Raw genomic sequence first — 22,847 nt, 5'->3', positions numbered from 1 at the left:
ACTCCTGGGCGGCGCCGGTTGTGCCGACGCCGCCGCGAGACAGGGGCGATTACTGGATCAGGCCGAACTCTTTGGCCAGCATCTTGTAGTCGGCCACTTGCTTCTTCACGTAGGTGTCCAGCTCCGGACCGGTCATGGCGAACGGGAACAGTTCGCGCTGGTCACGCAGCTTGGCGAACTCTTCGGAGGCCAGCAGTTTGTCGAAGGCGTTTTTCCACCAGGCGTATTCCTCATCGGTGACCTTCGGGCCCAGGTAGAAGCCACGTACCACCGGCCAGCGGATGTCGTAGCCTTGTTCCACGGCGGTCGGGATGTCTTTCATTTCCGGCTCGTCCAGGCGCTTATCGGAGAATACGGCCAGCAGACGCATGTCGCCGCTCAGGATGTGTGGCATGGAGTCGGAGATGTCCGTACTGCCCACCTGGATATGACCGCCGAGCAGAGCGGTAGCGATTTCGCCGCCGCCTTCAAGGGCCACGTAGCGCAGTTTGCGCGGGTCGATACCGGCAGCCTTGGCAATCAAAGCGGTCTGCATCCAATCCTGGCTACCGACGGTGCCGCCAGAGCCGATCACCACCGAGCCAGGATCTTTCTTCAGAGCCTGTACCAGATCGTCGAGATTCTTGTAGGGCGAATCGCTTTTCACGGCGATGGCGCCATAGCTGGTGCCGACGGCAGCGAGCCAGCGCACATTGGTTTCATCGAAACGGCCGAACTTGCCTTGCGCCAGGTTCAGCAACGAGCCGCTGGACCAGGCCACCAGCGTGCCGGCGTCTGCCGGGCGCTGCGCAACCACTGCGTTGTAGGCCACCGCGCCGACACCGCCGGGCATGTAGGTGACGCGCATCGGCTTGGTCAGCAGCTTTTCATTGACCAGTGCGCTTTGCGCCAATTTGCAGGTCAGGTCGAAACCACCGCCGGGTGCGGCGGGGGCGATGCACTCAGGGCGCTTCGGCTCTTTGGACGAATCAGCGGCGAGCGTTTGCCCGGCGAGCATCAGGCATCCGACGGCAAGGGCTACTTTACGCAGTGCTAGGTTCATTTTTGTCTCCACAGGAGTTGTTGTTTTGTGTTTCAAATCAGGCTTCGCAGAACATGTACGGTGCAGACCCCTGAACGCGTTTCAAAGACGCAGCAGTTCGGTCTGCGCAGAGGCACAGGCAAGGGTAGTCTGGTTGGGGCAGCAAAGGCGGGTGGGCATTGAAGCCTGGAGCTGTATGGACAGCATGGTGAATACTCCGCTTATTGTTTTTATTCGGCGAAAACGCTTCGTGGCGTTTTTCGTTCGCGAGGTGTGTCGCGACCGGCAGTCGAAACTGTCCGTGGAGCGACTCTAACGACCCAACCTTTCGCTAACCTTTCAAAAGCTTTCAGGATGATTTTTGGCTTCACAGTGGCGGATGCGGCTGTAAACTCCGCGCCAAAGAATGGCGCCGGCCATCCCTGAATCGAGGAAAAACCCATGCGTGTTCTGCTCGTCGAAGACCATCTGCAGCTGGCCGAAAGTGTCGCCCAGGCGCTCAAGAGCACGGGTTTGACAGTGGACGTGCTGCACGATGGGGTGGCCGCTGACCTGGCCCTGAGCAGCGAGGAATACGCCGTGGCGATTCTAGATGTGGGGCTGCCGCGCATGGACGGTTTCGAAGTGCTGGCGCGCTTGCGGGCGCGGGGCAAGACCTTGCCGGTGTTGATGTTGACCGCGCGCAGCGACGTCAAGGACCGCGTCCACGGCCTGAACCTCGGCGCCGATGATTACCTGGCCAAGCCATTCGAACTGACCGAGCTGGAAGCCCGGGTCAAGGCGTTGCTGCGCCGTAGCGTACTCGGGGGCGAGCGCCAGCAGCGCTGCGGTGGGTTGGTCTACGACCTGGACACCCGCCGCTTTACCCTTGATGAGGAATTGATGACCTTGACCTCCCGCGAGCAGGCGGTCCTGGAGGCGTTGATAGCTCGACCGGGGCGGGTGATGAGCAAGGAACAACTGGCCGCCCAGGTGTTTGGCCTGGACGAAGAGGCCAGCCCCGACGCCATCGAGATCTACGTTCATCGGCTGCGTAAGAAACTCGATGGCCATGCGGTGGCGATCGTGACGTTCCGGGGCCTGGGCTATTTGCTGGAAACCCGTGATGCATAAGCCCGACAGCCTGCGCTGGCGGCTCCTTCGCAACCTTGCATCGCTGCTGGTGGTGCTGATGCTCGCCAGTGGCCTGAGTGCCTATTGGAATGGTCGCGAAGCGGCCGATACTGCCTATGACCGGACGTTGCTGGCTTCGGCCCGGACCATTGCCGCCGGGCTTTCCCAGCGAGACGGCACCCTGAGTGCGGACGTGCCGTACGTGGCCTTGGACACCTTCGCCTATGACAGCGCCGGGCGTATCTACTATCAGGTCAACGATATCCACCAGAAGCTGATCTCCGGGTACGAAAATCTTCCTGGCCCGCCGCCGGGTACGCCGCGCACGGACGATTACCCCGCGCTGGCGCGCTTCTATAACGCCTCCTATCAGGGCCAGAATGTGCGCGTCGTAAGCCTGCTCAAGGCCGTGAGCGAGCCGGAGATGAACGGCATGGCGGAAATCCGCGTGGCGGAAACCGAAGAGGCGCGGGTCAGCATGGCGCGCAGCTTGATGGCCGATACCTTGCTGCGGTTGGGCATGCTGGCGGTGGGTGCGCTGCTTTTGGTGTGGTTCGCGGTCAGTGCCGCGCTGCGTCCCCTGGAACGCTTGCGCACGGCGGTGGAAGAGCGGCAGCCAGACGATCTGCGACCGCTGCCGCTGGTGGAAGTCCAACATGAGTTATGGCCGCTGGTACGGGCACTCAATCACTTCACCGAGCGCCTGCGCGGCCAATTCGAGCGTCAGGCGCAATTCATTGCCGACGCCGCCCATGAGCTGCGAACGCCATTGGCCGCCCTCAAGGCTCGCCTGGAGCTGGGCCTGCGCGCCAGCGAACCGGCCACGTGGCGCCAAACCCTGGAGACCGCCGCCCAGGGCACCGACCGCTTGACCCACCTGGCCAACCAGTTGCTGTCATTGGCCCGGGTGGAAAATGGCGCCCGGGCGATTGCCGAGGGCGGCGCGCAATTGCTCGACCTGAGCCAGCTCGCCCGTGAGCTGGGCATGGCCATGGCACCTTTGGCCCATGCCCGTGGGGTCGCGTTGGCGCTGGAGGCCGATGAGCCCGTCTGGTTGCGGGGCGAACCGACGTTGCTGAACGAACTGTTGAGCAACCTGGTGGACAACGCCCTGGCCCACACCCCCTCGGGTGGCAACGTCATCCTGCGGGTGATCGCGCCGGCGATCCTGGAAGTCGAGGACGACGGCCCCGGCATTCCTGAGACTGAGCGCGAGCGAGTATTCGAGCGCTTCTATCGACGCAACCAGCAAGTGGCCGGTTCTGGCTTGGGATTGGCGATCGTCGGGGAAATCTGTCGCGCGCATCTGGCCCAGATCACCCTGCATGACGGGCAGGAGAGTGGGCTGAAGGTGCGGGTGAGTTTTATCCCCGGCTAAGCCAGGCAATGCAAAACCCGTGGAAAGGGGGCAAAGTCCCTCGCCACAACGGGCTTTGTCAGTAAAACATCGACCGCGCTTCTTCCAGATCCGCGCAGCGGTCGTGGTTGTCCAGGTCAATGCCCAGCTTCTTGATCGCGGGGACGCCAAATACGTCGATTCTGCTCAGCGGATGGTCGGAGTCCTTGTAGCAGTACAGTGCGGCGACTTGCACCAGGTCGACGTAATCGAGTTGTTCCGAATCCCGGGTGAAATCCAGATACAACCCCGGCAACCTCATCAATCGTTCCGGAAACTCCCAGACGCTGAGCAGCTTGTCCCCCAACACGGGATGAATCGTCTCGATGACGTGGTTGAGGCTGATTGGATCCGACAGCAATTCGTTGTTGTCTTCGGCGTACGTCAGGATCGGTAGCACGCCGATCTGATGGACCAATCCGCCCAGCGCGGCCTGGTCAGGCTTGAGGTGGGTATAGCTGCGACATAGCGCATAACTGACACCGGCGATCTCCAGGCTCTTGCGCCACACCTCACGCATCTTCTGTTCCACAACATCGGAGCGGGCATGGAATATCTGCTCCATGACCAGGCCAATCGCCAGGTTACTGCTGTAGTTGACGCCCAGCCGAGTGATGGCCGTGTGCAAGTCCGTCACTTCCTGCGTGGCGCGTAGCAGCGGGCTGTTGACCACTTTTATCAGGCGCGCCGAGAGTGCTGTGTCACGACCGATCACTTTGCTCAGGTTACTGACACTGATCTCCGGATCTTCCGCGGCCCGGCGAATCTGCATGGCCACTTCCGGTAGTGTGGGCAGGACCAGGTCGTCCTTATCGATGGCCGCCACCAAATCCCGCTGGACCTTATCCGCCAAATCGCTCATTTCGGTTCTCTAGGTGTTGCGACAAAATGTTGCGATCAACGCTGGATTTCGCGGTCGCGGTCCAGTTCGTAAGGCAAGTCCAGCAATTGTAGCGCGGGTCCTTCCAAAGCACCGAGGTGCAAATTGCCATCTTCGGCGGCTTCGGCCTGCAACACTCCCAGCAGTTCAATATTCTGCTCGGCCCGGGCGGCAATGACGACCTCGCCGATCGAGCTGCCATGCGTAGGGGAAAACAGCGGGGTGCCAGGCTCCGGCAACTCGGCGGCGTCCAGTTGCAGGCGATACAGGCGTCGCTTGAGCTTGCCGAGGTACTGCATGCGCGCGACGATTTCCTGGCCGGTATAGCAGCCTTTCTTGAAGCTGACACCGCCAACGGCCTGCAGGTTGAGCATCTGAGGAATGAACAGTTCGCGTGTGGCCGCCATGACTTGGCCGATTCCCGCACGAACCTGGCCCAGCAGCCAGCGGTTCAAGTCGCCTTCGGCCAGTTGCGAGCCCAGGCGAGCGCGCAGCGTATCGGCCTGTTCGGCGCGGACCCAGAGTTCGGCGCGGCCCGGGGATACGCGGATGGCGATCAAGGATTCATGGCGTGCCATGCTATCGGTGTCGGCCGGCAGCTCCAGGCCCAGTTCGCTGAGGGCGGCGTCAGCGTTTTCCAGTCCGAAGCGAACCCAGGCCGGGCTTTCATCGGTGAGTTTGGATTTGGAAAACACCGCGTATTTTTTCAGGTCCGCCAGTTGCGGTTCGAGTAACTCGCTGGCCATCGCCATGAGTACGCCGTCGCCCTCGAGCAGGATCCGGAAGCTTGATTGCATCCGGCCTTTCTGTGTGCAGCGGGCGCCGAGGCTGGCCCGGCTGTCGCTCAGGTAATTGAGATTGCAGGTCAATTGGCCTTGCAGGAATTTACCGGCATCCACGCCGCGGACCGCGAGAATGCCTTCGTGGGACAGGGTGCAGAAAAAAGCGGAATCAGCCATGGGTCATCGCAGGGTAAAAAAGTCTGGTGGACATCATAAGGGGGCGCCCTTGAAATGGGTAGTTGCCAAAGGATCGTCGACGGCCGACAAAGCCGTGTGTTCCGCCACGGCCGGGCCTGTATACTTGCGCCCTATTTGAGGAGCGCTCCATGGTCGAAGATGTTGAACTGAATCGCCTCTACTGGCACAGCCGCCGCGGCATGCTTGAGCTTGACGTGTTGCTGGTGCCTTTCGTGAAGGAGGTCTACCCCCACCTCAATGAGGTTGACCGTGCATGCTACGTCCGCCTGCTGGAATGTGAGGACCAGGACATGTTCGGCTGGTTCATGGAACGCAGTGAGTCCGAAGATCCGGAGTTGCAGCGCATGGTCCGGATGATCCTGGACCGTGTCCAACCCAAGTAATCGCTTCGAATGCCGCTGGCGCGCCTCCGGGCAGTTGTTGGCGGCCTATCTGCTGGCGCAGCTGTTCGCCCTTGGCTCGTTGTTGCTATTGGCCGTCCCACCCGGGTTCGCAGCCGTCGGCATCATACTGTGCCTGGGCCATGGCGCCTGGGTACTGCCGCGACACCTGCTGCTGACCCATCGACAGGCGTTTCGCGGCTTGCGTCGCGATGCCGGTGGCTGGCAGCTATGGAGCTCCGACGGCGGCTGGCAATCGGTGCAGTTGCGGCCCGATAGCCTCGCATTGCCGATAATCGTCGTGTTGCGCTTTCGGCTCCAGGGCGAGCGGCGGGTCCGCTCGCTGTGTGTGCCCCGTGATGCGCTGGCGCCGGATGTGCACCGACGCCTGCGAGTGCGGCTCAGGTTCAGCCGGCGTAGGTGGGCGGCACCAGGATAGTATCCAATGGCTCGGGCAACAGGTCCGGGTAATCGAGGGTGTAATGCAGCCCTCGACTTTCCTTGCGTTCCATCGCCGAGCGAATCATCAATTCGGCCACTTGCGCGAGGTTGCGCAGTTCGATCAGGTCCCGGCTGACCTTGTAGTTACTGTAGAACTCATCGATCTCATCGAGGAGCAGTCGTACCCGATGCTGGGCCCGTTGCAAGCGTTTGTTGGTGCGCACGATCCCAACGTAGTCCCACATGAAGCGCCGCAGTTCGTCCCAGTTGTGGGCGATGATGACGTCTTCATCCGAGTCGGTGACCTGGCTGGCATCCCACGAGGGCAGGGCGGCAGGTATGTCGATGCGCGGCAATTGCTCAAGGATGTCGGCCGCTGCCGAGCGGGCGTAGACGAAACATTCCAGCAGCGAATTGCTGGCCATGCGATTGGCGCCGTGCAGCCCGGTGAAACTGGTTTCGCCAATGGCATACAGGCCGGGGACGTCGGTGCGACCGAACTGATCGACCATGACCCCGCCGCAGGTGTAATGCGCCGCCGGCACCACCGGGATAGGCTGCTTGGTGATGTCGATGGAAAATTCCAGGCAGCGTTCGTAGACCGTCGGGAAATGACTCTTGATGAACGCTTCGGGCTTGTGGCTGATATCCAGGTAAACGCAGTCGATGCCCAGGCGCTTCATCTCATGGTCGATGGCTCGGGCAACGATGTCCCGTGGGGCCAGTTCGGCGCGGGGATCGAAGCGCTGCATGAAGCGTTCCCCGTTGGGCAGCTTCAGGTGCGCGCCTTCGCCGCGCAGGGCCTCGGTCACCAAAAAACTCTTGGCGAGCGGGTGATATAAACAAGTCGGGTGGAACTGGTTGAACTCCAGGTTCGCCACCCGGCAACCGGAACGCCAGGCCATGGCAATGCCGTCACCGCAGGCGCCGTCCGGGTTGCTGGTGTAGAGGTAGACCTTGGCCGCGCCACCGGAGGCCAGGATCACGAAGCGCGCCCCGTAGGTGTCGACTTCGCCCGTGCCACGGTTGAGCACATAGGCGCCCAGGCAGCGATCACCGTTCAGACCCAGGCGTTTTTCGGTAATCAGATCGATCGCGACCCGTTGCTCCAGCAACTCGATGTTCGGCCGTTGCCTGGCCTGGGCCAGCAGCGTCTTGAAAATCGCCGCGCCGGTCGCATCGGCGGCATGGATGATCCGCCGATGGCTATGGCCGCCCTCGCGGGTCAGGTGAAATTCAAAGCCGCCATCTTCGGTGCCGGACTGCTCATCGCGGGTGAATGGCACGCCTTGGTCGATCAGCCATTGGATGGCCTCCCTGCTGTGCTCGACGGTAAAGCGCACCGCATCCTGATTGCACAGCCCGCCGCCAGCGTTGAGTGTGTCGTCGACGTGGGATTGGATCGTGTCGGCGTCATCCAGCACGGCCGCGACGCCGCCCTGGGCCCAGAACGTCGAGCCGTTGGCCAGGTCGCCCTTGCTCAGCACGGCGATGCGCAGATGCGCGGGCAAAGTCAACGCCAGGCTCAATCCGGCGGCACCGCTGCCGATTACCAGAACATCATGTTGGAACTGTTGGCTCATTCGAATGATTTCCGCTCAAAGCGACCCGTGAGGGGTTGGCGCCGGACATCCGTTTGACGGGTCGGGCAGCCTTGCAGCCCACTAGTATATAGAGGGGGGGATCGGCACAATAGCCGGGCAATCATGGCGATGTGAAACCAGCGTGACGGAAAAACAACACGCTTCGTCGGATCAGGGTTTTCTTGAAATGGCGACAACGCGACGTTTTCGCGGACAGAACGTTGTTTATCTCGTCACGGTTGCCAGATTTTCGTTTCGAAGAGCTGAAAATAGCGGGAACTTTTGCCAAGCGCCTACGTTCAATAGACGGTTGTCTGCAAAAGGGAACAGCGTCGGGTTGGTTAAGGACTTCGATTCAAGTCCTCGTCCGACAGGCCCGGCGACAGATTATTCGCGCAGCCGGGGAATCTCGTGCTGCGTTTTTCGTGCGTGCCGGATCAGAGCGCGCCGGAAACTTGCTTGGAAGGGGGAGAACTTTTGCGAAAAGCCCGAGTCTATGTTTGCAAGCCCGGTCGATTAGTAGTGCAACCCTCCTTCGAGCTTATCGAGGAGTGTTCATGCTAACCCAGGAAGAGGATCAGCAGCTGGTCGAACGCGTTCAGCGCGGCGACAAGCGAGCTTTCGATCTGCTAGTGCTGAAATACCAGCACAAAATTCTCGGGTTGATCGTGCGTTTCGTGCACGACACCCATGAAGCCCAGGATGTTGCCCAGGAAGCCTTCATCAAGGCCTACCGCGCACTTGGAAATTTCCGCGGGGATAGCGCGTTTTACACGTGGCTTTACCGCATCGCCATTAACACGGCGAAAAACTATCTGGTTTCACGCGGCCGCCGGCCGCCGGATAGTGATGTGAGTTCCGAAGATGCTGAGTTCTACGATGGCGATCATGGCCTCAAGGACCTCGAATCTCCGGAGCGTGCATTACTGCGGGATGAGATCGAAGGCACCGTCCATCGAACCATCCAGCAATTGCCTGAAGATTTGCGTACGGCTTTAACTTTACGTGAATTCGACGGTCTGAGTTACGAGGACATTGCGAGCGTCATGCAATGTCCGGTGGGTACCGTGCGCTCCCGGATCTTCCGCGCTCGGGAGGCCATCGATAAAGCCCTGCAACCGTTGTTGCAGGAAAACTGAGACAGCGGCGACAGCCAAGAGAGGAACGCCATGAGTCGTGAAGCCCTGCAGGAATCGCTGTCCGCAGTGATGGATAACGAAGCGGACGAATTGGAATTACGTCGGGTATTGAATGCCTTCGACGATGTTGAAACCCGTGAGACCTGGGCGCGCTATCAGATCGCCCGGGCTGTCATGCACAAGGACCTGCTGCTTCCGCGTCTGGATATCGCTGCGGCAGTGTCTGCTGCGCTGGCTGATGAAGCCGTACCGGCAAAAGCCTCCCGCGGTCCATGGCGTAGCCTGGGTCGCCTGGCTGTAGCTGCTTCGGTCACCGTAGCGGTACTGGCCGGTGTGCGGTTGTACAACCAGGACGAGATCGCTGGCGTTCAAATGGCGCAGCAATCTAACCAGCCAAGCCTGGCAACGCCACAGGTCAAAGGTCCTGCGGTGCTGGCCGGCTACAGCGAAGGTTCGGAAGCTGCTGGCCCGATGAACAATGGTGTCCTGCAAGGACAACCAGGCTGGCACGATCAGCGCCTGCCTAACTACCTGCGCCAGCATGCCCAACAGGCTGCATTGAAGGGCACTGAAAGCGCGCTGCCCTACGCTCGCGCGGCCAGTCTGGAAAACCGTTAAGGAGGACCATGCGCGCCATACCTCTTTTATCGCTTCTGCTCGGTGGCTGGTGGGTGATTCCAGCCCATGCCGGCGAGGCTCAAGACTGGCTAAATCGTCTGAGTCAAGCCGAGCAACAGCAAAGCTTCCAGGGCACTTTCGTTTACGAGCGTAACGGTAGTTTTTCTACCCATAACATCTGGCATCGCGTCCAGGATGGCAAAATCCGCGAGCGGTTGCTCCAGCTCGACGGTTCGGCACAGGAGGTCATGCGCATTGATGGACGTACTCAATGCGTCAGTGGCACCTTGATCGCCGGGCTGGGAAATACGCCAGATGGCACTGCACGTGCGCTCGATCCGCAAAAACTCAAGAATTGGTATGACCTTGCCGTGATCGGCAAGTCGCGTGTGGCTGGGCGACAAGCTGTCATTGTGGCCCTGACTCCGAAGGACCAGCATCGCTACGGGTTCGAGTTGCATCTGGACAAAGAAACCGGGCTGCCGCTCAAATCCCTGCTGCTCAACGACAAGGGACAGTTGCTCGAGCGCTTTCAATTCACCCGCCTGAACATCACCTCACCTTCGGACGCTGACCTGCAGGCCAGTGCCGAATGCACGGCTGTGGCGCAGGATCCGAACAAGGCGACGGCAGTGAAGACCGCATGGCGTTCGGACTGGCTTCCGCCGGGCTTTGAATTGACCAGCAGTGTTGCGCGAAATGACCCGGACACCAAAGTACAGGTCAGCAGCCTCATGTACGACGATGGCCTGGCTCGGTTCTCGGTGTTTCTGGAGCCGTTGAACGGCGCCACGGCTACCGATACCCGAACTCAGCTAGGTCCGACCGCCGCCGTATCCCGCCGTCTGACCACGCCGCAAGGTGAAATGATGGTCACGGTGGTAGGTGAGATACCTATCGGGACGGCGGAACGGATCGCGCTTTCCATGCGCTCCGACGTCGCGGCAGCCAAGTAGCCATTGCGCAAGTGGCTCGATTGCGCGGCAGGCCGTTAACGCCAAGGCTTGATCGAATTGCTGAAACTTCCTGTCAGCATTTTCATTTGCAAAAAATCGATTTTTTTTCTATTAGGTCAGAGCCGCTCGGCTCTGGCCTTGTCTGTTTGCGGAACGAAAATACCGGCGTATCGTTCTCCGGTGTTTCAGCTCCATATCGCTTAACCATGCTCGTCGTAACGGGAGCCGTATGTCGATACCACGCTTGAAAACCTATCTCTCCATATTCGCCACCGTGCTGGTCCTCGGTCAGGCCGTTCCCGCAGCGGCGGTCGAATTGCCGGACTTCACCCAACTGGTCGAACAGGCTTCACCCGCAGTCGTGAACATCAGTACGACGCAGAAGCTGCCTGAGCGCCGGGTGATGGACCCACAGATGCCGGACCTGGAAGGTCTGCCACCCATGCTGCGCGAGTTTTTCGAGCGCGGAATGCCGCAGCCTCGTTCACCGGGTGGTGGCCGCCAGCGGGAAGCGCAATCCCTGGGTTCGGGTTTCATTATTTCGCCCGATGGCTACATCCTCACCAATAACCATGTCATCGCGGATGCCGATGAGATCCTGGTCCGCCTGGCCGATCGCAGTGAGCTCAAGGCCAAACTGATCGGCACCGATCCACGGTCCGATGTGGCGCTACTCAAAATCGAAGGCAAGGATTTGCCAGTCCTCAAGCTTGGCAAATCCCAGAACCTGAAGGCCGGTCAATGGGTCGTGGCGATCGGTTCGCCGTTCGGCTTTGACCACACCGTGACCCAGGGCATTGTCAGCGCCATCGGCCGCAGCCTGCCGAACGAGAACTACGTGCCGTTCATCCAGACTGACGTGCCGATCAACCCCGGCAACTCCGGCGGCCCGTTGTTCAACCTTGACGGTGAAGTGGTGGGCATCAATTCCCAGATCTACACCCGCTCGGGCGGTTTCATGGGTGTGTCCTTCGCCATTCCAATCGACGTGGCCATGGACGTTTCCAATCAGTTGAAAAGCGAAGGAAAAGTCAGCCGTGGCTGGCTGGGCGTGGTCATCCAGGAAGTGAACAAGGACCTGGCCGAGTCGTTCGGGCTGGAAAAACCCGCCGGTGCCCTGGTGGCACAGATCCAGGAAGGTGGCCCGGCTGCCAAGGGCGGCTTGCAGGTTGGTGATGTGATTCTCAGCCTCAATGGCCAGCCGATCGTCATGTCCGCCGACTTGCCGCACCTGGTGGGTGCCCTGAAGGCCGGTGCCAAGGCCAGCCTCGAAGTGATTCGCGAAGGCAAGCGCAAGAACGTCGAGTTGACCGTTGGCGCTATCCCGGAAGAGGGCAAGGAGCTGGATTCGCTGCCCAAGTCCGGCGTAGAGCGCAGCAGTAATCGCTTGGGCGTCGCGGTGGTCGAACTGACCGACGAGCAGAAGCGCACTCTGGAACTGCAGGGCGGCGTGGTGATCAGGGAAGTACAGGACGGTCCTGCTGCACTGATCGGCCTGCAACCGGGCGACATCATTACGCACCTGAATAACCAGGCCATCGGGTCCGCCAAGGAGTTCACCGATATCGCCAAGGCCCTGCCGAAGAATCGCTCGGTGTCGATGCGAGTCCTGCGCCAGGGACGTGCGAGCTTCATCACGTTCAAACTGGCTGAATAAGCCCGTCCGCAGCTGAAAAAAAACCGCCTCGATGTATGTCGAGGCGGTTTTTTTTATGCCTGGCTGAAGCTCAGCCCATCATGTCCTTGACCATTCGCTCCTGTTCCATAAGCTCACGCTGCCGTGCGTCGATGCGGGACGACAATGGAAAGTTGCCGCCGGCGCGGCGTTTGGCGAAGTCCAATTGTTGAATCGCCTGGCGATAGTCGCCGACCAACGCGAAGTATTCGGCGCGGGCCTGGTGCAAGCCGATGATGTTGCCCGACAGGCCGCGCGTCTCGGCAACCATGTACCAGACGTCCGGATCGTCCGGGCGACTCTTGAGCAGCGTCTCCAGGGCTTTTTCTGCGTCAGCGGGGCGGTTTTGCTTTAGCAGCAGGTCAACGCGCACTTGGTTGAGGGGATAATTGCCAGGGTATTGAACCAGCATCCGGTCAACGCGGGATTGGGCGTCAGCCAGCTTGTTGTTGGTAATGTCCAGATCGACTTGGGCCAGGTTGTAGATGATTTCGTTGGGTGATTTGGCCAGCAGCGGCTTGAGGTTCTCCCGCGCTTCATTCAACTGGCCACCCTTGACCTGGGCGATGGCCAGGCCATAGCGGGCCACATCGTTTTTGGGGTTCTCGTCCAACAGTGCGCGAAAGCGCTTGGCGGCCAGGCCTGGGGTTTCCTCATAGGTCAGCTGGACGCGCGCACGAATCAGTTGATAACGCATGCTGTCCTCGATGCCCCCCGGCTTGGCCTGTTCGGCGCGGTTGCGGGTGTCGGCGATACGCGACTCGGTGACCGGGTGCGTCAACAGAAACTCCGGAGGCTTGGCGTCAAAGCGGTATTGGCGCATCAGACGCTCGAACATGGTCGGCATGGATCGAGGGTCGTACCCAGCTTTTTCCAGATTCTGGATGCCGATTCGGTCGGCTTCCTGTTCGTTCTGGCGTGAAAAGCGCCGTTGCTCCTGGATGGCGGCGGCCTGGGTCCCCGCGATGGCGGCAATCCCTGCATCGCCCCCGCCAGCGGCGGCGACCACGATGCCAGCCAGCAGCGCGGCCATCATCGGCACTTGCATGCGCTGTTGAGCTTCCACGCCACGGGCGAAGTGGCGCTGCGACAAGTGCGCCAGCTCGTGGGCCATGACCGACGCGTATTCGCCTTCGGTCTGTGCGTTGAGGAATAGCCCGCCGTTGACCCCGACGATTCCGCCCGGTGCGGCGAAGGCGTTGAGCTGCGGGCTGTTGATAAGGATGAATTCCAGGCGCCGGTCATTGACCTGGCTGGTCTCCACCAGCTTGTAGACGCTGGTTTCGACGTAGTCCTTGAGCTGGGGGTCGTTGAGCTGTGAAACCTGGCTGCGCAGCAGCGCCAGCCAGGCGCGGCCCAGTTGGTGCTCCTGTTCTGGCGAGACGATGGCAGAACTGGCGTCGCCAAGTGACGGCAGGTCGTCGGCGAAGCCCGGTGAGGCAAGCAGGCAGGCGAGCGTCAGCAGGGTGGGGCGCAGAAATGTCATGCACGAAGCCTTAGTCGACAAAGACCTTACTGTAGCCGGACAGCGGGTCCGGGACCAGATATTCTAGGCGGCTCGACGACCCGTTGCGGAGTGAAACAATGACCGATGCTGTAGCCCACGATGCCGAGCTGGACGCCAGTGGCCTGAATTGTCCGTTGCCGTTGCTCAAGGCCAAGCTGGAACTCAATCGTCTGACCAGTGGCGCCGTGCTCAAGGTAACCGCCACGGACGCTGGCTCCCAGCGCGATTTCCGCACCTTCGCCCGGTTGGCCGGTCATACGCTGCTGCGTGAAGAGGACGAAAACGGCACCTACCGTTACTGGTTGAAAAAAGCCTGAAGGCAGGCGACATCTCTTAGGGATTTTTAATGTTCAAAGTGTTACGCGACTGGATTCAGCGCTACTTTTCCGATGAAGAGGCGGTGGTCCTGGCAGTGCTCCTGTTCCTGGCTTTTACCGCCGTGCTCACGCTGGGCGGCATGTTGGCACCGGTGTTGGCGGGGATGGTGCTGGCGTACCTGATGCAAGGGCTGGTCATTACTTTGGAGCGCGTGCGACTGCCGGGTTCGGTCGCGGTAGGGTTGGTGTTCGCGCTGTTCATGGGCGTGCTGGTGGTCTTCCTGGTGGTGATCGTGCCCTTGCTGTGGCACCAGTTGGTGACGTTGTTCAACGAATTGCCGGGGATGCTCGTCAAATGGCAATCGCTGCTGTTGCTGCTACCGGAGCGTTATCCCCACCTGGTCTCGGACGAGCAGGTATTGCAGACGATCGAAGTGGTACGCGGCGAGATCGGCAAGTTCGGCCAGTGGGCGCTGACGTTTTCGCTGTCCAGCCTGCCGTTGCTCGTGAACATCATGATCTATCTGGTGCTGGTGCCGATCCTGGTGTTTTTCTTCCTCAAGGACCGGGAAATGATCGGACGCTGGGTCCGCGGTTACCTGCCGCGCGAACGGGCATTGATCACCCGGGTGGCGCAGGAGATGAATCGGCAGATCGCCAATTACATCCGCGGTAAAGTCATCGAGATTTTTATCTGTGGCGGCGTGACCTACATCGGCTTCGTCGCCCTGGGGCTCAATTACGCCGCCCTGTTGGCGCTGCTGGTGGGTATTTCAGTGGTGGTGCCCTACGTCGGCACCGTGGTGGTGACCGTGCCGGTGGCATTGATCGCACTGTTCCAGTGGGGCTGGAGCGATCAGTTCATCTATCTGATGGCCGTCTACGGAATCATCCAGACCCTGGACGGCAACGTGCTCGTACCGTTGCTGTTCTCCGAGGCGGTGAACCTGCATCCGGTGGCGATTATCTGCGCAGTGTTGTTGTTCGGCGGATTGTGGGGGTTCTGGGGAGTGTTCTTCGCGATTCCCCTGGCGACGCTGTTCAAGGCTGTGCTGGATGCGTGGCCGAGCAAGGAGCCGGTGGTGGCGCCGTTGTTATAAGAGGTGAGTTAGCCTAGCCGGTGAGGCTACCGGCCTCTTCGCGAGCAGGCTCGCTCCCACAGGGGATTTGCGGTGTTCCGTGAAATCCTGTGGGAGCGAGCTTGCTCGCGATTAGGCCGAAGCTGACAACGAAAAAACTCAGGCCTTGTTGAGCGCCTGAGCCGCCGCCAACACTGCATCCACATGCCCCGGCACCTTCACGCCACGCCATTCCTGGCGCAACACTCCCTGTTTATCGATCAGGAACGTGCTGCGATCAACGCCCAGGTATTCCTTGCCGTAAAGCTTCTTCAACTTGATCACGTCGAACAACTGGCAAACCGCTTCGTCCTTGTCGCTGATCAGCTCGAAGGGGAACTCCTGCTTGCACTTGAAGTTCTCGTGGGACTTTAGGCTGTCCCGGGAGACGCCGAACACTTCGGTGTTGGCGGCCTGGAATTGCGCGTACTGATCGCGGAAACCCTGGCCTTCGGTGGTGCAGCCGGGCGTGCTGTCCTTGGGGTAGAAATAAATGACCACTTGCTTGCCCTTCAGGGCTGCGAGGCTGATGGTCTGCCCGCTGGTGGCGGGCGCCTGGAAATCGGTAACCGGCTGGTCGATGGCAACGGCCATGAACGCTTCCTTACATTGGGTTTTGTGGGCGCCACGGTTCGATCAATGCGTCCAGGTTCATCGCGTCCGCGAAATCCAGGAACTGATCGCGCAGCCAGCTGATCTGGGTGCCGGCCGGCAGTGTCACGGTGAACGTGGCGTTGAGCATGGTGCCGCCGGTCTGCGGGGCCTGGTAGGTGTCGCAGGTCAGGTTCTCCAGTTCGACGTGGTGGTCCATGAAGAACTGGCACAGCTCGTTGATGATGTCCGGGCGGTAGGCCGAGCTCACGTAAGCCACATAAGGCAGGGCCTGGGGACGATTCTCCAAGGCGGCGCTGCGTACCACGTTGACGGTGAAGGCATGTTTCTTGGCCAGTACGGGCAGGCTGCCCTCAAGGCGGGCCAGTGCGTCCCAGCTGCCGGAAATTTCCAGCACGAGCGCGCTGCACTCGCCATGACGGGTCAGGCGTGACGTCACGACGGCGCAGCGATTTTCATGGCTGGCGCGGCACAGGACGTTAGTCAGCTCCATGGGGTTGGCGCCAAGGGCACTGATAACAAGGAATTGTTCGCGGACTGTGGGGGTGGACATGCAGCATTCCTAAAGCGATGAGCGGTCGGTACGTTTCAGCTCGATGCGGTGCCAGCCTTGGGAAATCGAACGGTTCAGGCCCTTCGCCTCGTGGATGCGTTGCGTTGCGGGGCAACACAAATACACCGGGACACACGCAGGATCGGGGCTTGTAACGACGAAAACGGAGGCTGGGGACCGGCGTATGAGCTTATCGCTACCGATCAAAGCCTGAAGGGTAGCGAAAACCATCGCCAAGGGGAATGGGAGTTCGCTTGTACAAGCATCTTGGCGCCAGTACCATTACGGCTCTCTTTTTCCGGCAGGAGCGGTTTCATGATTGCGGGCAGTATGGTGGCACTGGTCACACCCATGGATGCACAAGGGCGTCTTGACTGGGCCAGCCTCAGCAAACTCGTGGACTTCCACCTTGAAAACGGCACCCATGCCATTGTCGCCGTCGGCACCACAGGCGAGTCGGCTACCCTTGATGTCAACGAACATATCGAAGTCATCCGCGCCGTCGTCAAGCAGGTCAACGGCCGCATTCCGGTGATCGCCGGCACCGGAGCCAACTCGACCCGCGAAGCCGTCGAACTGACCCGCAACGCCAAGGAAGCCGGCGCCGATGCCTGCCTGCTGGTCGTTCCGTACTACAACAAGCCGACCCAGGAAGGCTTGTACCAGCACTTCAAGTACATTGCCGAAGCGGTCGACATCCCGCAGATCCTCTATAACGTTCCCGGCCGCACCTCCTGCGATATGCAAGCCGAGACCGTGATTCGCCTGTCCACCGTGCCGAACATCATCGGCATCAAGGAAGCCACGGGCGACCTGGTACGGGCCAAGGCCATCCTCGATGGCGTCAGCAAGGATTTCATCGTGCTGTCTGGCGATGACCCGACAGCCGTCGAGCTGATCCTGCTGGGCGGCAAGGGCAATATTTCCGTGACCGCCAACGTCGCTCCGCGAGAAATGGCCGATCTGTGCGAGGCCGCGCTCAAGGGCGATGCCGAGACCGCACGTGCAATCAACGAAAAACTGATGCCGCTGCACAAGGACCTGTTCATCGAAGCCAACCCGATCCCGGTGAAGTTTGCCTTGGTCGAAATGGGCCTGATGCACGAAGGCATTCGCCTGCCGCTCACCTGGTTGAGCAACACCTGTCACGAACCGCTGCGGCAGGCCATGCGCCAGTCCGGCGTCCTGGTTTAATTGAGGAAGTACAACGCATGAAGCGAATGGCCGGACTTTCCGCACTTGCCTTGATTATCTCCAGCACCAGTGGCTGCGGGTGGATCTGGGGACCGGATGGTTACTTCCGCGACCGTGGTAGCGACTACCTCGAAGCGCAACAGACTGCACCGATGCAACTGCCACCGGACGTCAGCGTCGCCAAGCGTTTGGATCCGCTGCTGCCGATCCCGCGCAACGTCGCCGACGACAGCGTCAAGGGCGAATACGTTGTCCCGCGACCACAGCCGCTGTCGGCCGTGGCCGATGCCAGCGACTACACCCTGCAAAAGAGCGGTGACTCCAGCTGGGTCATGGGCCAGCACCCACCGGCCGAAGTCTGGCCGGTGGCGATCCAGTTCTTCCAGGACAACGGTTTCCGCCTGGACGAGCAGCGCCCACAGACGGGTGAATTCACCACCACCTGGCAGCGTTCCGATGAACTGTCCGCCGCCATGGCCAAGCGCCTGAGCGCCGCCGGTGTCTCGGCAGACAGCGAAACCCGCGTGCGCGTACGGATCGAGCCGGGCGTACAGCGCAACACCAGTGAGATCTACGTGGTCAGCGCCGAGCGTCCCGCCGGCAGCACCGCCGACGTGGCCTTCACCAATCGCTCGGTCAATACCGGCCTCGACGCCGCGCTGGTGGACGACATGCTTGCCAGCATGAGCCGCACCGCGGAGCAGGGCGGTTCGGTTTCGATGCTCGCGACCCGCGACTACGACACGCCAAGCCGCGTCAGCCTGAGCGAAGACGGCAGCGGCAACCCGGTGCTCAACGTCGGCTCCGACCTCGACCGTGCCTGGTCGAGCGTGGGTCGTGCGCTGGAGCAGGGCGAATGGCGCGTTGAAGACATCAACCGCAGCCTGGGCCTGTACTACATCAACCTGGCTGAAAAAGCCGAGAAGAAAGACGAGAAGCCTGGCTTCTTCAGCAACCTGTTCGGCAGCGCGCCGGACAAGGAAGAAATCGAAGCCCGCGCCGAGCGTTACCAGGTTCGCCTGAGCAAGGTCGGCGACAACGTCCAGGTCACCGTCGAGAAGAACATCAACACCGTGGCGCCGGCCGATGTAGCCCGCAAGGTGTTGGGCGTGATTCAGGACAACCTGGGCTGATCCGATGCGTTTTGCCGTTCTCGGCAGCGGTAGCCAGGGGAACGGCACGCTGATAGCCAGTGCTGGGACCTACGTTCTGGTCGATTGTGGTTTCTCCCTGCGGGAAACCGAGAAGCGCCTGCTGCGCCTGGGTGTGCACCCGGCGCAACTGAGCGCGATATTGGTGACCCACGAACATGCCGACCACGTGCATGGCGTGGGTTTGCTGTCTCGGCGCTACAATCTGCCGGTGTACCTGAGCCGTGGGACGTTCGAAGGCCTGCGCAAACCCATCGAGCCAGCTGGTTTCGTGGCCGGCGGCGAGCAACTGCGTGTCGGCGGCCTGGATATCAGCGTGGTCAGTGTGGCCCACGATGCCCGGGAGCCAACCCAGTATGTGTTCAGCGACGGCGAGCGGCGCTTTGGATTGCTCACCGACCTGGGATCGTATTGCGACAGGGTCATGGACAGCTACCGGGACCTCGATGCGTTGATGATCGAGTCCAACCACTGCCGGGACATGTTGGCGCGTGGGTACTATCCGTATTTTCTCAAGCAGCGGGTAGGCGGGGAGCACGGACATTTGAACAACCACCAGGCGGCATACCTGGTGGCCGAGTTGGGCTGGCAAGGCCTGCAACACCTGGTCCTGGCCCATTTGAGCAGCAAGAACAACCTGCCGCAGCTGGCCCGGCAATGTTTCGTCGACACCCTTGGGTGCGACCCGGACTGGCTGCAACTGGCCGATCAAGATTCAGGGCTCGACTGGCGACATATCGCCTAGCCCATCTACTTAGCAAGCGGAGCCCATCATGGAAAAACGTGAAGAACTCTACCGCGGCAAAGCGAAGTCGGTTTACAAGACCGACGACGCTGACCGCTTGATCCTGCTGTTTCGCAACGACACTTCGGCGTTCGACGGCAAGCGCATCGAACAACTCGACCGCAAGGGCATGGTGAACAACAAGTTCAACGCCTTCATCATGCAGAAGCTCGAAGCCGCCGGCGTGCCGACTCAGTTCGACAAGCTGCTGGGCGACAACGAGTGCCTGGTCAAGAAGCTGGACATGATCCCGGTCGAATGCGTCGTGCGTAACTACGCCGCTGGCAGCCTGGTCAAGCGCCTGGGCGTGGAGGAGGGCATGAAGCTCAACCCTTACACGTTCGAGCTGTTCCTGAAGGACGACGCCAAGGGCGACCCGTTCATCAACGAATCCCATGTCGTGGCCTTCGGTTGGGGCACCGCCGAGCAACTGGCTCGCATGAAGGAACTGTCCCTGAAGGTCAACGAAGTGCTGACCAAGCTGTTCGACGACGCGGGCCTGCTGCTGGTGGACTTCAAGCTTGAATTCGGTGTGTTCAGCGATGGCTCCATTGTCCTGGGCGACGAGTTCAGCCCGGATGGCTGCCGCCTGTGGGACAAGGACACCAAGAAGAAAATGGACAAGGACCGCTTCCGCCAAGGCCTCGGTGACGTCATCGAAGCCTACGAAGAAGTCGCCCAGCGCCTGGGTGTACCGCTGTAGTCGACGCAAGCGACTGATAGCACGGAAAAAATTTCGCCCGGGGGTTCGCTTCCGGCGAATGTGCTGGTATGATGCGCGCCACTGGAGAGATGCCGGAGTGGCCGAACGGGACGGATTCGAAATCCGTTGTACTGGCAACAGTACCTAGGGTTCAAATCCCTATCTCTCCGCCATATTCAGAAAACCCCTGTAACTCAATGAGTTACGGGGGTTTTTCTTTTTGAGCTGTACTACTCCTTTGTACTACTAATTCCGGTAGGTTTTGTGGGATTTTTCCCAAGGTACATGCGATTGAGTAGTACACCGCATGCCCGTAGCGAATTCTGGAGCCCCACGGTTCCTTCCAGCGCCTCCCGAACCCAGCACGCCAGATAATCTTTCTCCTTGTGTCTAAAGCCCTCAACCTTGCCGCCCCTGTTGTCGTCTATGAATGAAATTGACGGATTGTGTACGATCAATCGATGGTGCTTGACCATGTTCATGAAGGCGTGTGTGTACCCAAACCATTCTGACGTGAGGGCGTCATTCAGGCGATCTTTAAGCTCTCCAGCCGGAAGGGCGACTTTGACGTTGTGGATGTAGAAATTGCCTGTGAGGGGCAGGGGCACCACAAGGCCATTCAGTAATTGCCCAAAACTGTCGTACGAATTGCGAGTGATTGCAATGCAGGCGATCAAGTTAGCTTCAATGATTAAGCCAGCTTCATGAACAACGCCGTTGTCGTCACCACCTCCAAGAATTCGATGGGCAAAACTTATTCCATGGGGGTCGTTTTCGGCGTTGAATGCGGTGAAGGCATCGCGGGCGAGACACTTGTGGTACTCGAAGATATCACGTGATCGACCAAGCGAATTGATGATCTGAACAAGCCTTTTGCTTGTGTCAGGCTGGCGAATCTTGACCTGTGCCCGCAATGCCTGCAGGTTCCATGCGTCATTCATGTTCACTTCCTTTTGCGTGGTAGTGATCCAGTTTAGCCTTAGTCGCTGCCCGGTAGGTGTCTGTAATACGCTCGCTACGTTCCTGTCTATCTTGGCCCTGCCGCCGTCCAAGGACTGGTGAGGGGCAACTGATGGCGGTTTGCAATGTTTGCGGATAGTCTGAGCGTGTTACGAGGCGAATCTGGTTATAAATCTTGATAGCGCCGTGACTTGTATACTAACCAGCTTGATTGATTTTGGGGGGAGCATGGAACAGCTTTTAATTAGCGGTGGGAAGGAATATATAACTGTCGATGTATTGCCGGATTTTTGTCCGATATGTCATTTTGGCGTTACTCCTAACTTTATAACGGGCCTGCGTTGCGATGCTCGTGAGAATGTGGATGTTTTGTATGTGTGCCCAAAAACTAATTGCAAGAGGATGTTTATAGCTTCATACCGAATGGATATCCTAAAGGGTATTTTATCCTTGAGGTCATTGCTGCCATGGACGCCTAAAACTGTTGCCGTTGTACAGGAAGTTACACATATATCACCGCAGTTTTCGGAGATTTATAAGCAGGCATCTCAAGCGGAGTCGTATGGCTTAGGGGAAATAGCCGGTGTTGGATTTAGGAAGTCTCTAGAGTATCTGATCAAAGATTACTGCACTGCTCAGAATCCGGGCAAAGAAGAAGATATAAAAAAGCGTCCGATTGCACAGGTGATTGAAGCGTTCGTTTCAAATGAGAATGTTAAGCAGTGTGCTAAGCGGGCGATTTGGCTCGGCAATGATGAAACTCATTACGTTCGAAAGTGGGAAGGTAAAGATGTTAAGGATTTGAAGTTGTTGATACAGATTACTGTTAACTGGATTCAGCAGGAAGTGATTACAAAGAAGCTGTTAGAAGATATGCAGTAGATTGTGATTGCTACGGAGCGTTGCATATGGCTGTCGAGCTAACTTATATAGCTGTCTGTCGCAACAATCAGCTATTCAAGTAAAACGGGGGCAGACCACGATTATTGGGAAAAAGGGGACAGACCACGATTATGCGGCAGGGCGATTACAAGTGAGCTCAAAATCGTGGTCTGTCCCCCGTTCCTCGCGGTATCTCGACGCTCATTTCTTCGCATGTCTGTCAGCCAGTTGCTGGGCAACGTCTAAGGCAGACTTCAGGACGTTTGCAGCCTCTGTGAAAACTTTTGGGTCATTTGACCCCTCGTAGATGATTCCGCCCTTTGTGACGTCCTGCACAACGCTATCGACGTATTGATAGAAGCTGACAACCAACTGAGCATCCTCTGGTGAGAGGTATCCCAGCTTCCCGAGGTTCGCGACATAAACTCTGCAATAGTGCTCAGGAATTCGTACCTGCAATGACGCTTCTGGACGCTGGTCTTCTGGTATTGTAATTAACTGGTTCCCAAATTCGATTAGGCCGGAAAGGTAATCTCGCTCGACGGCGATCTTCCTCAACGCCAGCACCTCTGCAACGATCGCCACACGCACGCTTGTACGTTCCTGCCAGCGTTGCCAGAGCCAGCCACCGGCAGCTACTAATGCGGTGAGAAGTAAGCCGGCGGTGCTGATGATTTCACTGGTCTGCATTGCATTTTTCCTTCGTGCTGGAAGCTGGTGGCTGTGAATGGCGGCTAGCCGTAAGGAGGGACGGGACAGACCCTGAGGGTTCCCACAAATCTACTCCAATACCCGTGCCTGATGATGCACATCGTCGCGCAGGGCCTGCTCGAGTTTTCCTAAATGCTCTCGTTCACCAAAGTCCATGCAGCAACGCCAAGACT

24 protein-coding genes and 1 tRNA gene are annotated in these 22,847 nt (G+C 59.3%); 16 read left to right on the top strand and 9 right to left on the bottom strand.

Translation table 11 applies throughout. The annotated features are described in order from the left end of the window. Window positions 1–49 precede the first annotated feature (49 nt). Window positions 50–1,042: a Bug family tripartite tricarboxylate transporter substrate binding protein gene (locus J3P90_RS19110; RefSeq protein WP_420766715.1), complete on the bottom strand. Its 993-nt coding sequence runs from the start codon at window positions 1,040–1,042 to the stop codon at window positions 50–52. 420 nt (window positions 1,043–1,462) lie between these two features. Between J3P90_RS19110 and J3P90_RS19105 the strand changes: the two genes are divergently transcribed. Together J3P90_RS19105 and J3P90_RS19100 are read left to right on the top strand one after the other, a co-directional pair. Next, window positions 1,463–2,134 (top strand): response regulator, encoded by a 672-nt coding sequence (locus J3P90_RS19105; RefSeq protein WP_420766714.1) that lies wholly within the window; start codon window positions 1,463–1,465, stop codon window positions 2,132–2,134. After that, complete coding sequence (locus J3P90_RS19100; RefSeq protein ID WP_420766713.1) at window positions 2,127–3,512, top strand: sensor histidine kinase; 1,386 nt, start codon at window positions 2,127–2,129, stop codon at window positions 3,510–3,512. Before J3P90_RS19105 ends, J3P90_RS19100 begins: the two co-directional genes overlap by 8 nt. Before the next feature lie 58 nt (window positions 3,513–3,570). On the opposite strand, the gene J3P90_RS19095 is transcribed toward J3P90_RS19100, so the two are convergent. Then, window positions 3,571–4,392 (bottom strand): HDOD domain-containing protein, encoded by an 822-nt coding sequence (locus tag J3P90_RS19095; protein ID WP_420766712.1) that lies wholly within the window; start codon window positions 4,390–4,392, stop codon window positions 3,571–3,573. 35 nt (window positions 4,393–4,427) lie between these two features. Next, window positions 4,428–5,369 carry a YgfZ/GcvT domain-containing protein gene (locus tag J3P90_RS19090; RefSeq protein WP_434675237.1) on the bottom strand — a complete coding sequence of 314 codons (942 nt, stop codon included), beginning with the start codon at window positions 5,367–5,369 and terminating at the stop codon, window positions 4,428–4,430. Window positions 5,370–5,518: 149 nt separating this feature from the next. Here J3P90_RS19090 and J3P90_RS19085 point away from each other — a divergent pair, with 149 nt between their 5' ends. Together J3P90_RS19085 and J3P90_RS19080 are read left to right on the top strand one after the other, a co-directional pair. Further along, entirely contained in the window at window positions 5,519–5,773 is a 255-nt protein-coding gene (locus J3P90_RS19085) for a succinate dehydrogenase assembly factor 2 (RefSeq protein ID WP_003184348.1), read from the top strand. Continuing rightward, a complete protein-coding gene (locus tag J3P90_RS19080; protein ID WP_434610097.1) occupies window positions 5,757–6,209 on the top strand; it encodes a protein YgfX in 453 nt (150 codons plus the stop codon). Before J3P90_RS19085 ends, J3P90_RS19080 begins: the two co-directional genes overlap by 17 nt. Here the strand turns inward: J3P90_RS19080 and nadB are convergent. Then, on the bottom strand, window positions 6,178–7,794 hold the full coding sequence (gene nadB, locus J3P90_RS19075) for an L-aspartate oxidase (protein ID WP_434675236.1): 1,617 nt from the start codon (window positions 7,792–7,794) through the stop codon (window positions 6,178–6,180). The two genes, J3P90_RS19080 and nadB, sit on opposite strands and share 32 nt — an antisense overlap. 557 nt (window positions 7,795–8,351) lie before the next feature. Here nadB and rpoE point away from each other — a divergent pair. The 4 genes from rpoE to J3P90_RS19055 all read left to right on the top strand — a co-directional run bounded on the left by rpoE (window position 8,352) and on the right by J3P90_RS19055 (window position 12,164). Further along, window positions 8,352–8,933: an RNA polymerase sigma factor RpoE gene (rpoE, locus tag J3P90_RS19070; RefSeq protein WP_003172477.1), complete on the top strand. Its 582-nt coding sequence runs from the start codon at window positions 8,352–8,354 to the stop codon at window positions 8,931–8,933. A 30-nt stretch (window positions 8,934–8,963) separates the two neighbouring features. Continuing rightward, entirely contained in the window at window positions 8,964–9,551 is a 588-nt protein-coding gene (locus tag J3P90_RS19065; protein ID WP_039593313.1) for a sigma-E factor negative regulatory protein, read from the top strand. Between the two features lie 8 nt (window positions 9,552–9,559). Continuing rightward, a complete protein-coding gene (locus tag J3P90_RS19060; RefSeq protein ID WP_434650208.1) occupies window positions 9,560–10,507 on the top strand; it encodes a MucB/RseB C-terminal domain-containing protein in 948 nt (315 codons plus the stop codon). Window positions 10,508–10,736: 229 nt separating this feature from the next. Continuing rightward, window positions 10,737–12,164, top strand: coding sequence for a DegQ family serine endoprotease (locus J3P90_RS19055; RefSeq protein WP_420766707.1), 1,428 nt, complete (start codon window positions 10,737–10,739; stop codon window positions 12,162–12,164). A 70-nt stretch (window positions 12,165–12,234) separates the two neighbouring features. Here the strand turns inward: J3P90_RS19055 and J3P90_RS19050 are convergent, their stop codons facing one another. Beyond that, window positions 12,235–13,668, bottom strand: a complete 1,434-nt coding sequence (locus tag J3P90_RS19050; RefSeq protein ID WP_434562824.1) for a M48 family metalloprotease — start codon at window positions 13,666–13,668, stop codon at window positions 12,235–12,237. A gap of 98 nt (window positions 13,669–13,766) precedes the next feature. Between J3P90_RS19050 and J3P90_RS19045 the strand changes: the two genes are divergently transcribed. Both J3P90_RS19045 and J3P90_RS19040 read left to right on the top strand, forming a co-directional pair. Continuing rightward, on the top strand, window positions 13,767–14,006 hold the full coding sequence (locus J3P90_RS19045) for a sulfurtransferase TusA family protein (RefSeq protein ID WP_434562826.1): 240 nt from the start codon (window positions 13,767–13,769) through the stop codon (window positions 14,004–14,006). Between the two features lie 29 nt (window positions 14,007–14,035). After that, a complete protein-coding gene (locus J3P90_RS19040; protein WP_434675235.1) occupies window positions 14,036–15,106 on the top strand; it encodes an AI-2E family transporter in 1,071 nt (356 codons plus the stop codon). Between the two features lie 138 nt (window positions 15,107–15,244). On the opposite strand, the gene J3P90_RS19035 is transcribed toward J3P90_RS19040, so the two are convergent. Next, window positions 15,245–15,718, bottom strand: coding sequence for a peroxiredoxin (locus J3P90_RS19035; protein ID WP_434675234.1), 474 nt, complete (start codon window positions 15,716–15,718; stop codon window positions 15,245–15,247). Window positions 15,719–15,728: 10 nt separating this feature from the next. Next, entirely contained in the window at window positions 15,729–16,289 is a 561-nt protein-coding gene (locus J3P90_RS19030) for a glycine cleavage system protein R (protein WP_003184325.1), read from the bottom strand. A gap of 315 nt (window positions 16,290–16,604) precedes the next feature. Here J3P90_RS19030 and dapA point away from each other — a divergent pair, with 315 nt between their 5' ends. The 5 genes from dapA to J3P90_RS19005 all read left to right on the top strand — a co-directional run bounded on the left by dapA (window position 16,605) and on the right by J3P90_RS19005 (window position 20,294). Further along, a complete protein-coding gene (gene dapA, locus J3P90_RS19025) occupies window positions 16,605–17,483 on the top strand; it encodes a 4-hydroxy-tetrahydrodipicolinate synthase (protein ID WP_420766702.1) in 879 nt (292 codons plus the stop codon). Between the two features lie 17 nt (window positions 17,484–17,500). Beyond that, window positions 17,501–18,616: an outer membrane protein assembly factor BamC gene (gene bamC / locus J3P90_RS19020; protein WP_420766701.1), complete on the top strand. Its 1,116-nt coding sequence runs from the start codon at window positions 17,501–17,503 to the stop codon at window positions 18,614–18,616. Window positions 18,617–18,620: 4 nt separating this feature from the next. Continuing rightward, window positions 18,621–19,379 carry an MBL fold metallo-hydrolase gene (locus tag J3P90_RS19015; RefSeq protein ID WP_420766700.1) on the top strand — a complete coding sequence of 253 codons (759 nt, stop codon included), beginning with the start codon at window positions 18,621–18,623 and terminating at the stop codon, window positions 19,377–19,379. A gap of 28 nt (window positions 19,380–19,407) precedes the next feature. Next, entirely contained in the window at window positions 19,408–20,121 is a 714-nt protein-coding gene (purC, locus tag J3P90_RS19010) for a phosphoribosylaminoimidazolesuccinocarboxamide synthase (protein WP_025212375.1), read from the top strand. An 83-nt stretch (window positions 20,122–20,204) separates the two neighbouring features. Then, a tRNA-Ser gene (locus tag J3P90_RS19005) sits at window positions 20,205–20,294 on the top strand. A 57-nt stretch (window positions 20,295–20,351) separates the two neighbouring features. Here J3P90_RS19005 and J3P90_RS19000 read toward each other — a convergent pair. After that, complete coding sequence (locus J3P90_RS19000; RefSeq protein ID WP_434675233.1) at window positions 20,352–21,062, bottom strand: hypothetical protein; 711 nt, start codon at window positions 21,060–21,062, stop codon at window positions 20,352–20,354. Between the two features lie 247 nt (window positions 21,063–21,309). Here J3P90_RS19000 and J3P90_RS18995 point away from each other — a divergent pair, with 247 nt between their 5' ends. After that, window positions 21,310–21,963 carry a hypothetical protein gene (locus J3P90_RS18995; protein WP_434675232.1) on the top strand — a complete coding sequence of 218 codons (654 nt, stop codon included), beginning with the start codon at window positions 21,310–21,312 and terminating at the stop codon, window positions 21,961–21,963. Window positions 21,964–22,164: 201 nt separating this feature from the next. Here J3P90_RS18995 and J3P90_RS18990 read toward each other — a convergent pair whose 3' ends face one another. Further along, on the bottom strand, window positions 22,165–22,653 hold the full coding sequence (locus J3P90_RS18990; RefSeq protein ID WP_434675231.1) for a hypothetical protein: 489 nt from the start codon (window positions 22,651–22,653) through the stop codon (window positions 22,165–22,167). Between the last annotated feature and the right edge of the window lie 194 nt (window positions 22,654–22,847).

Source organism: Pseudomonas sp. D3-10, assembly GCF_051132175.1.
GTDB lineage: Bacteria > Pseudomonadota > Gammaproteobacteria > Pseudomonadales > Pseudomonadaceae > Aquipseudomonas.
The sequence above is the reverse complement of the archived record's forward strand: the minus strand, read 5'-3'. Positions and strand labels throughout refer to the sequence as shown.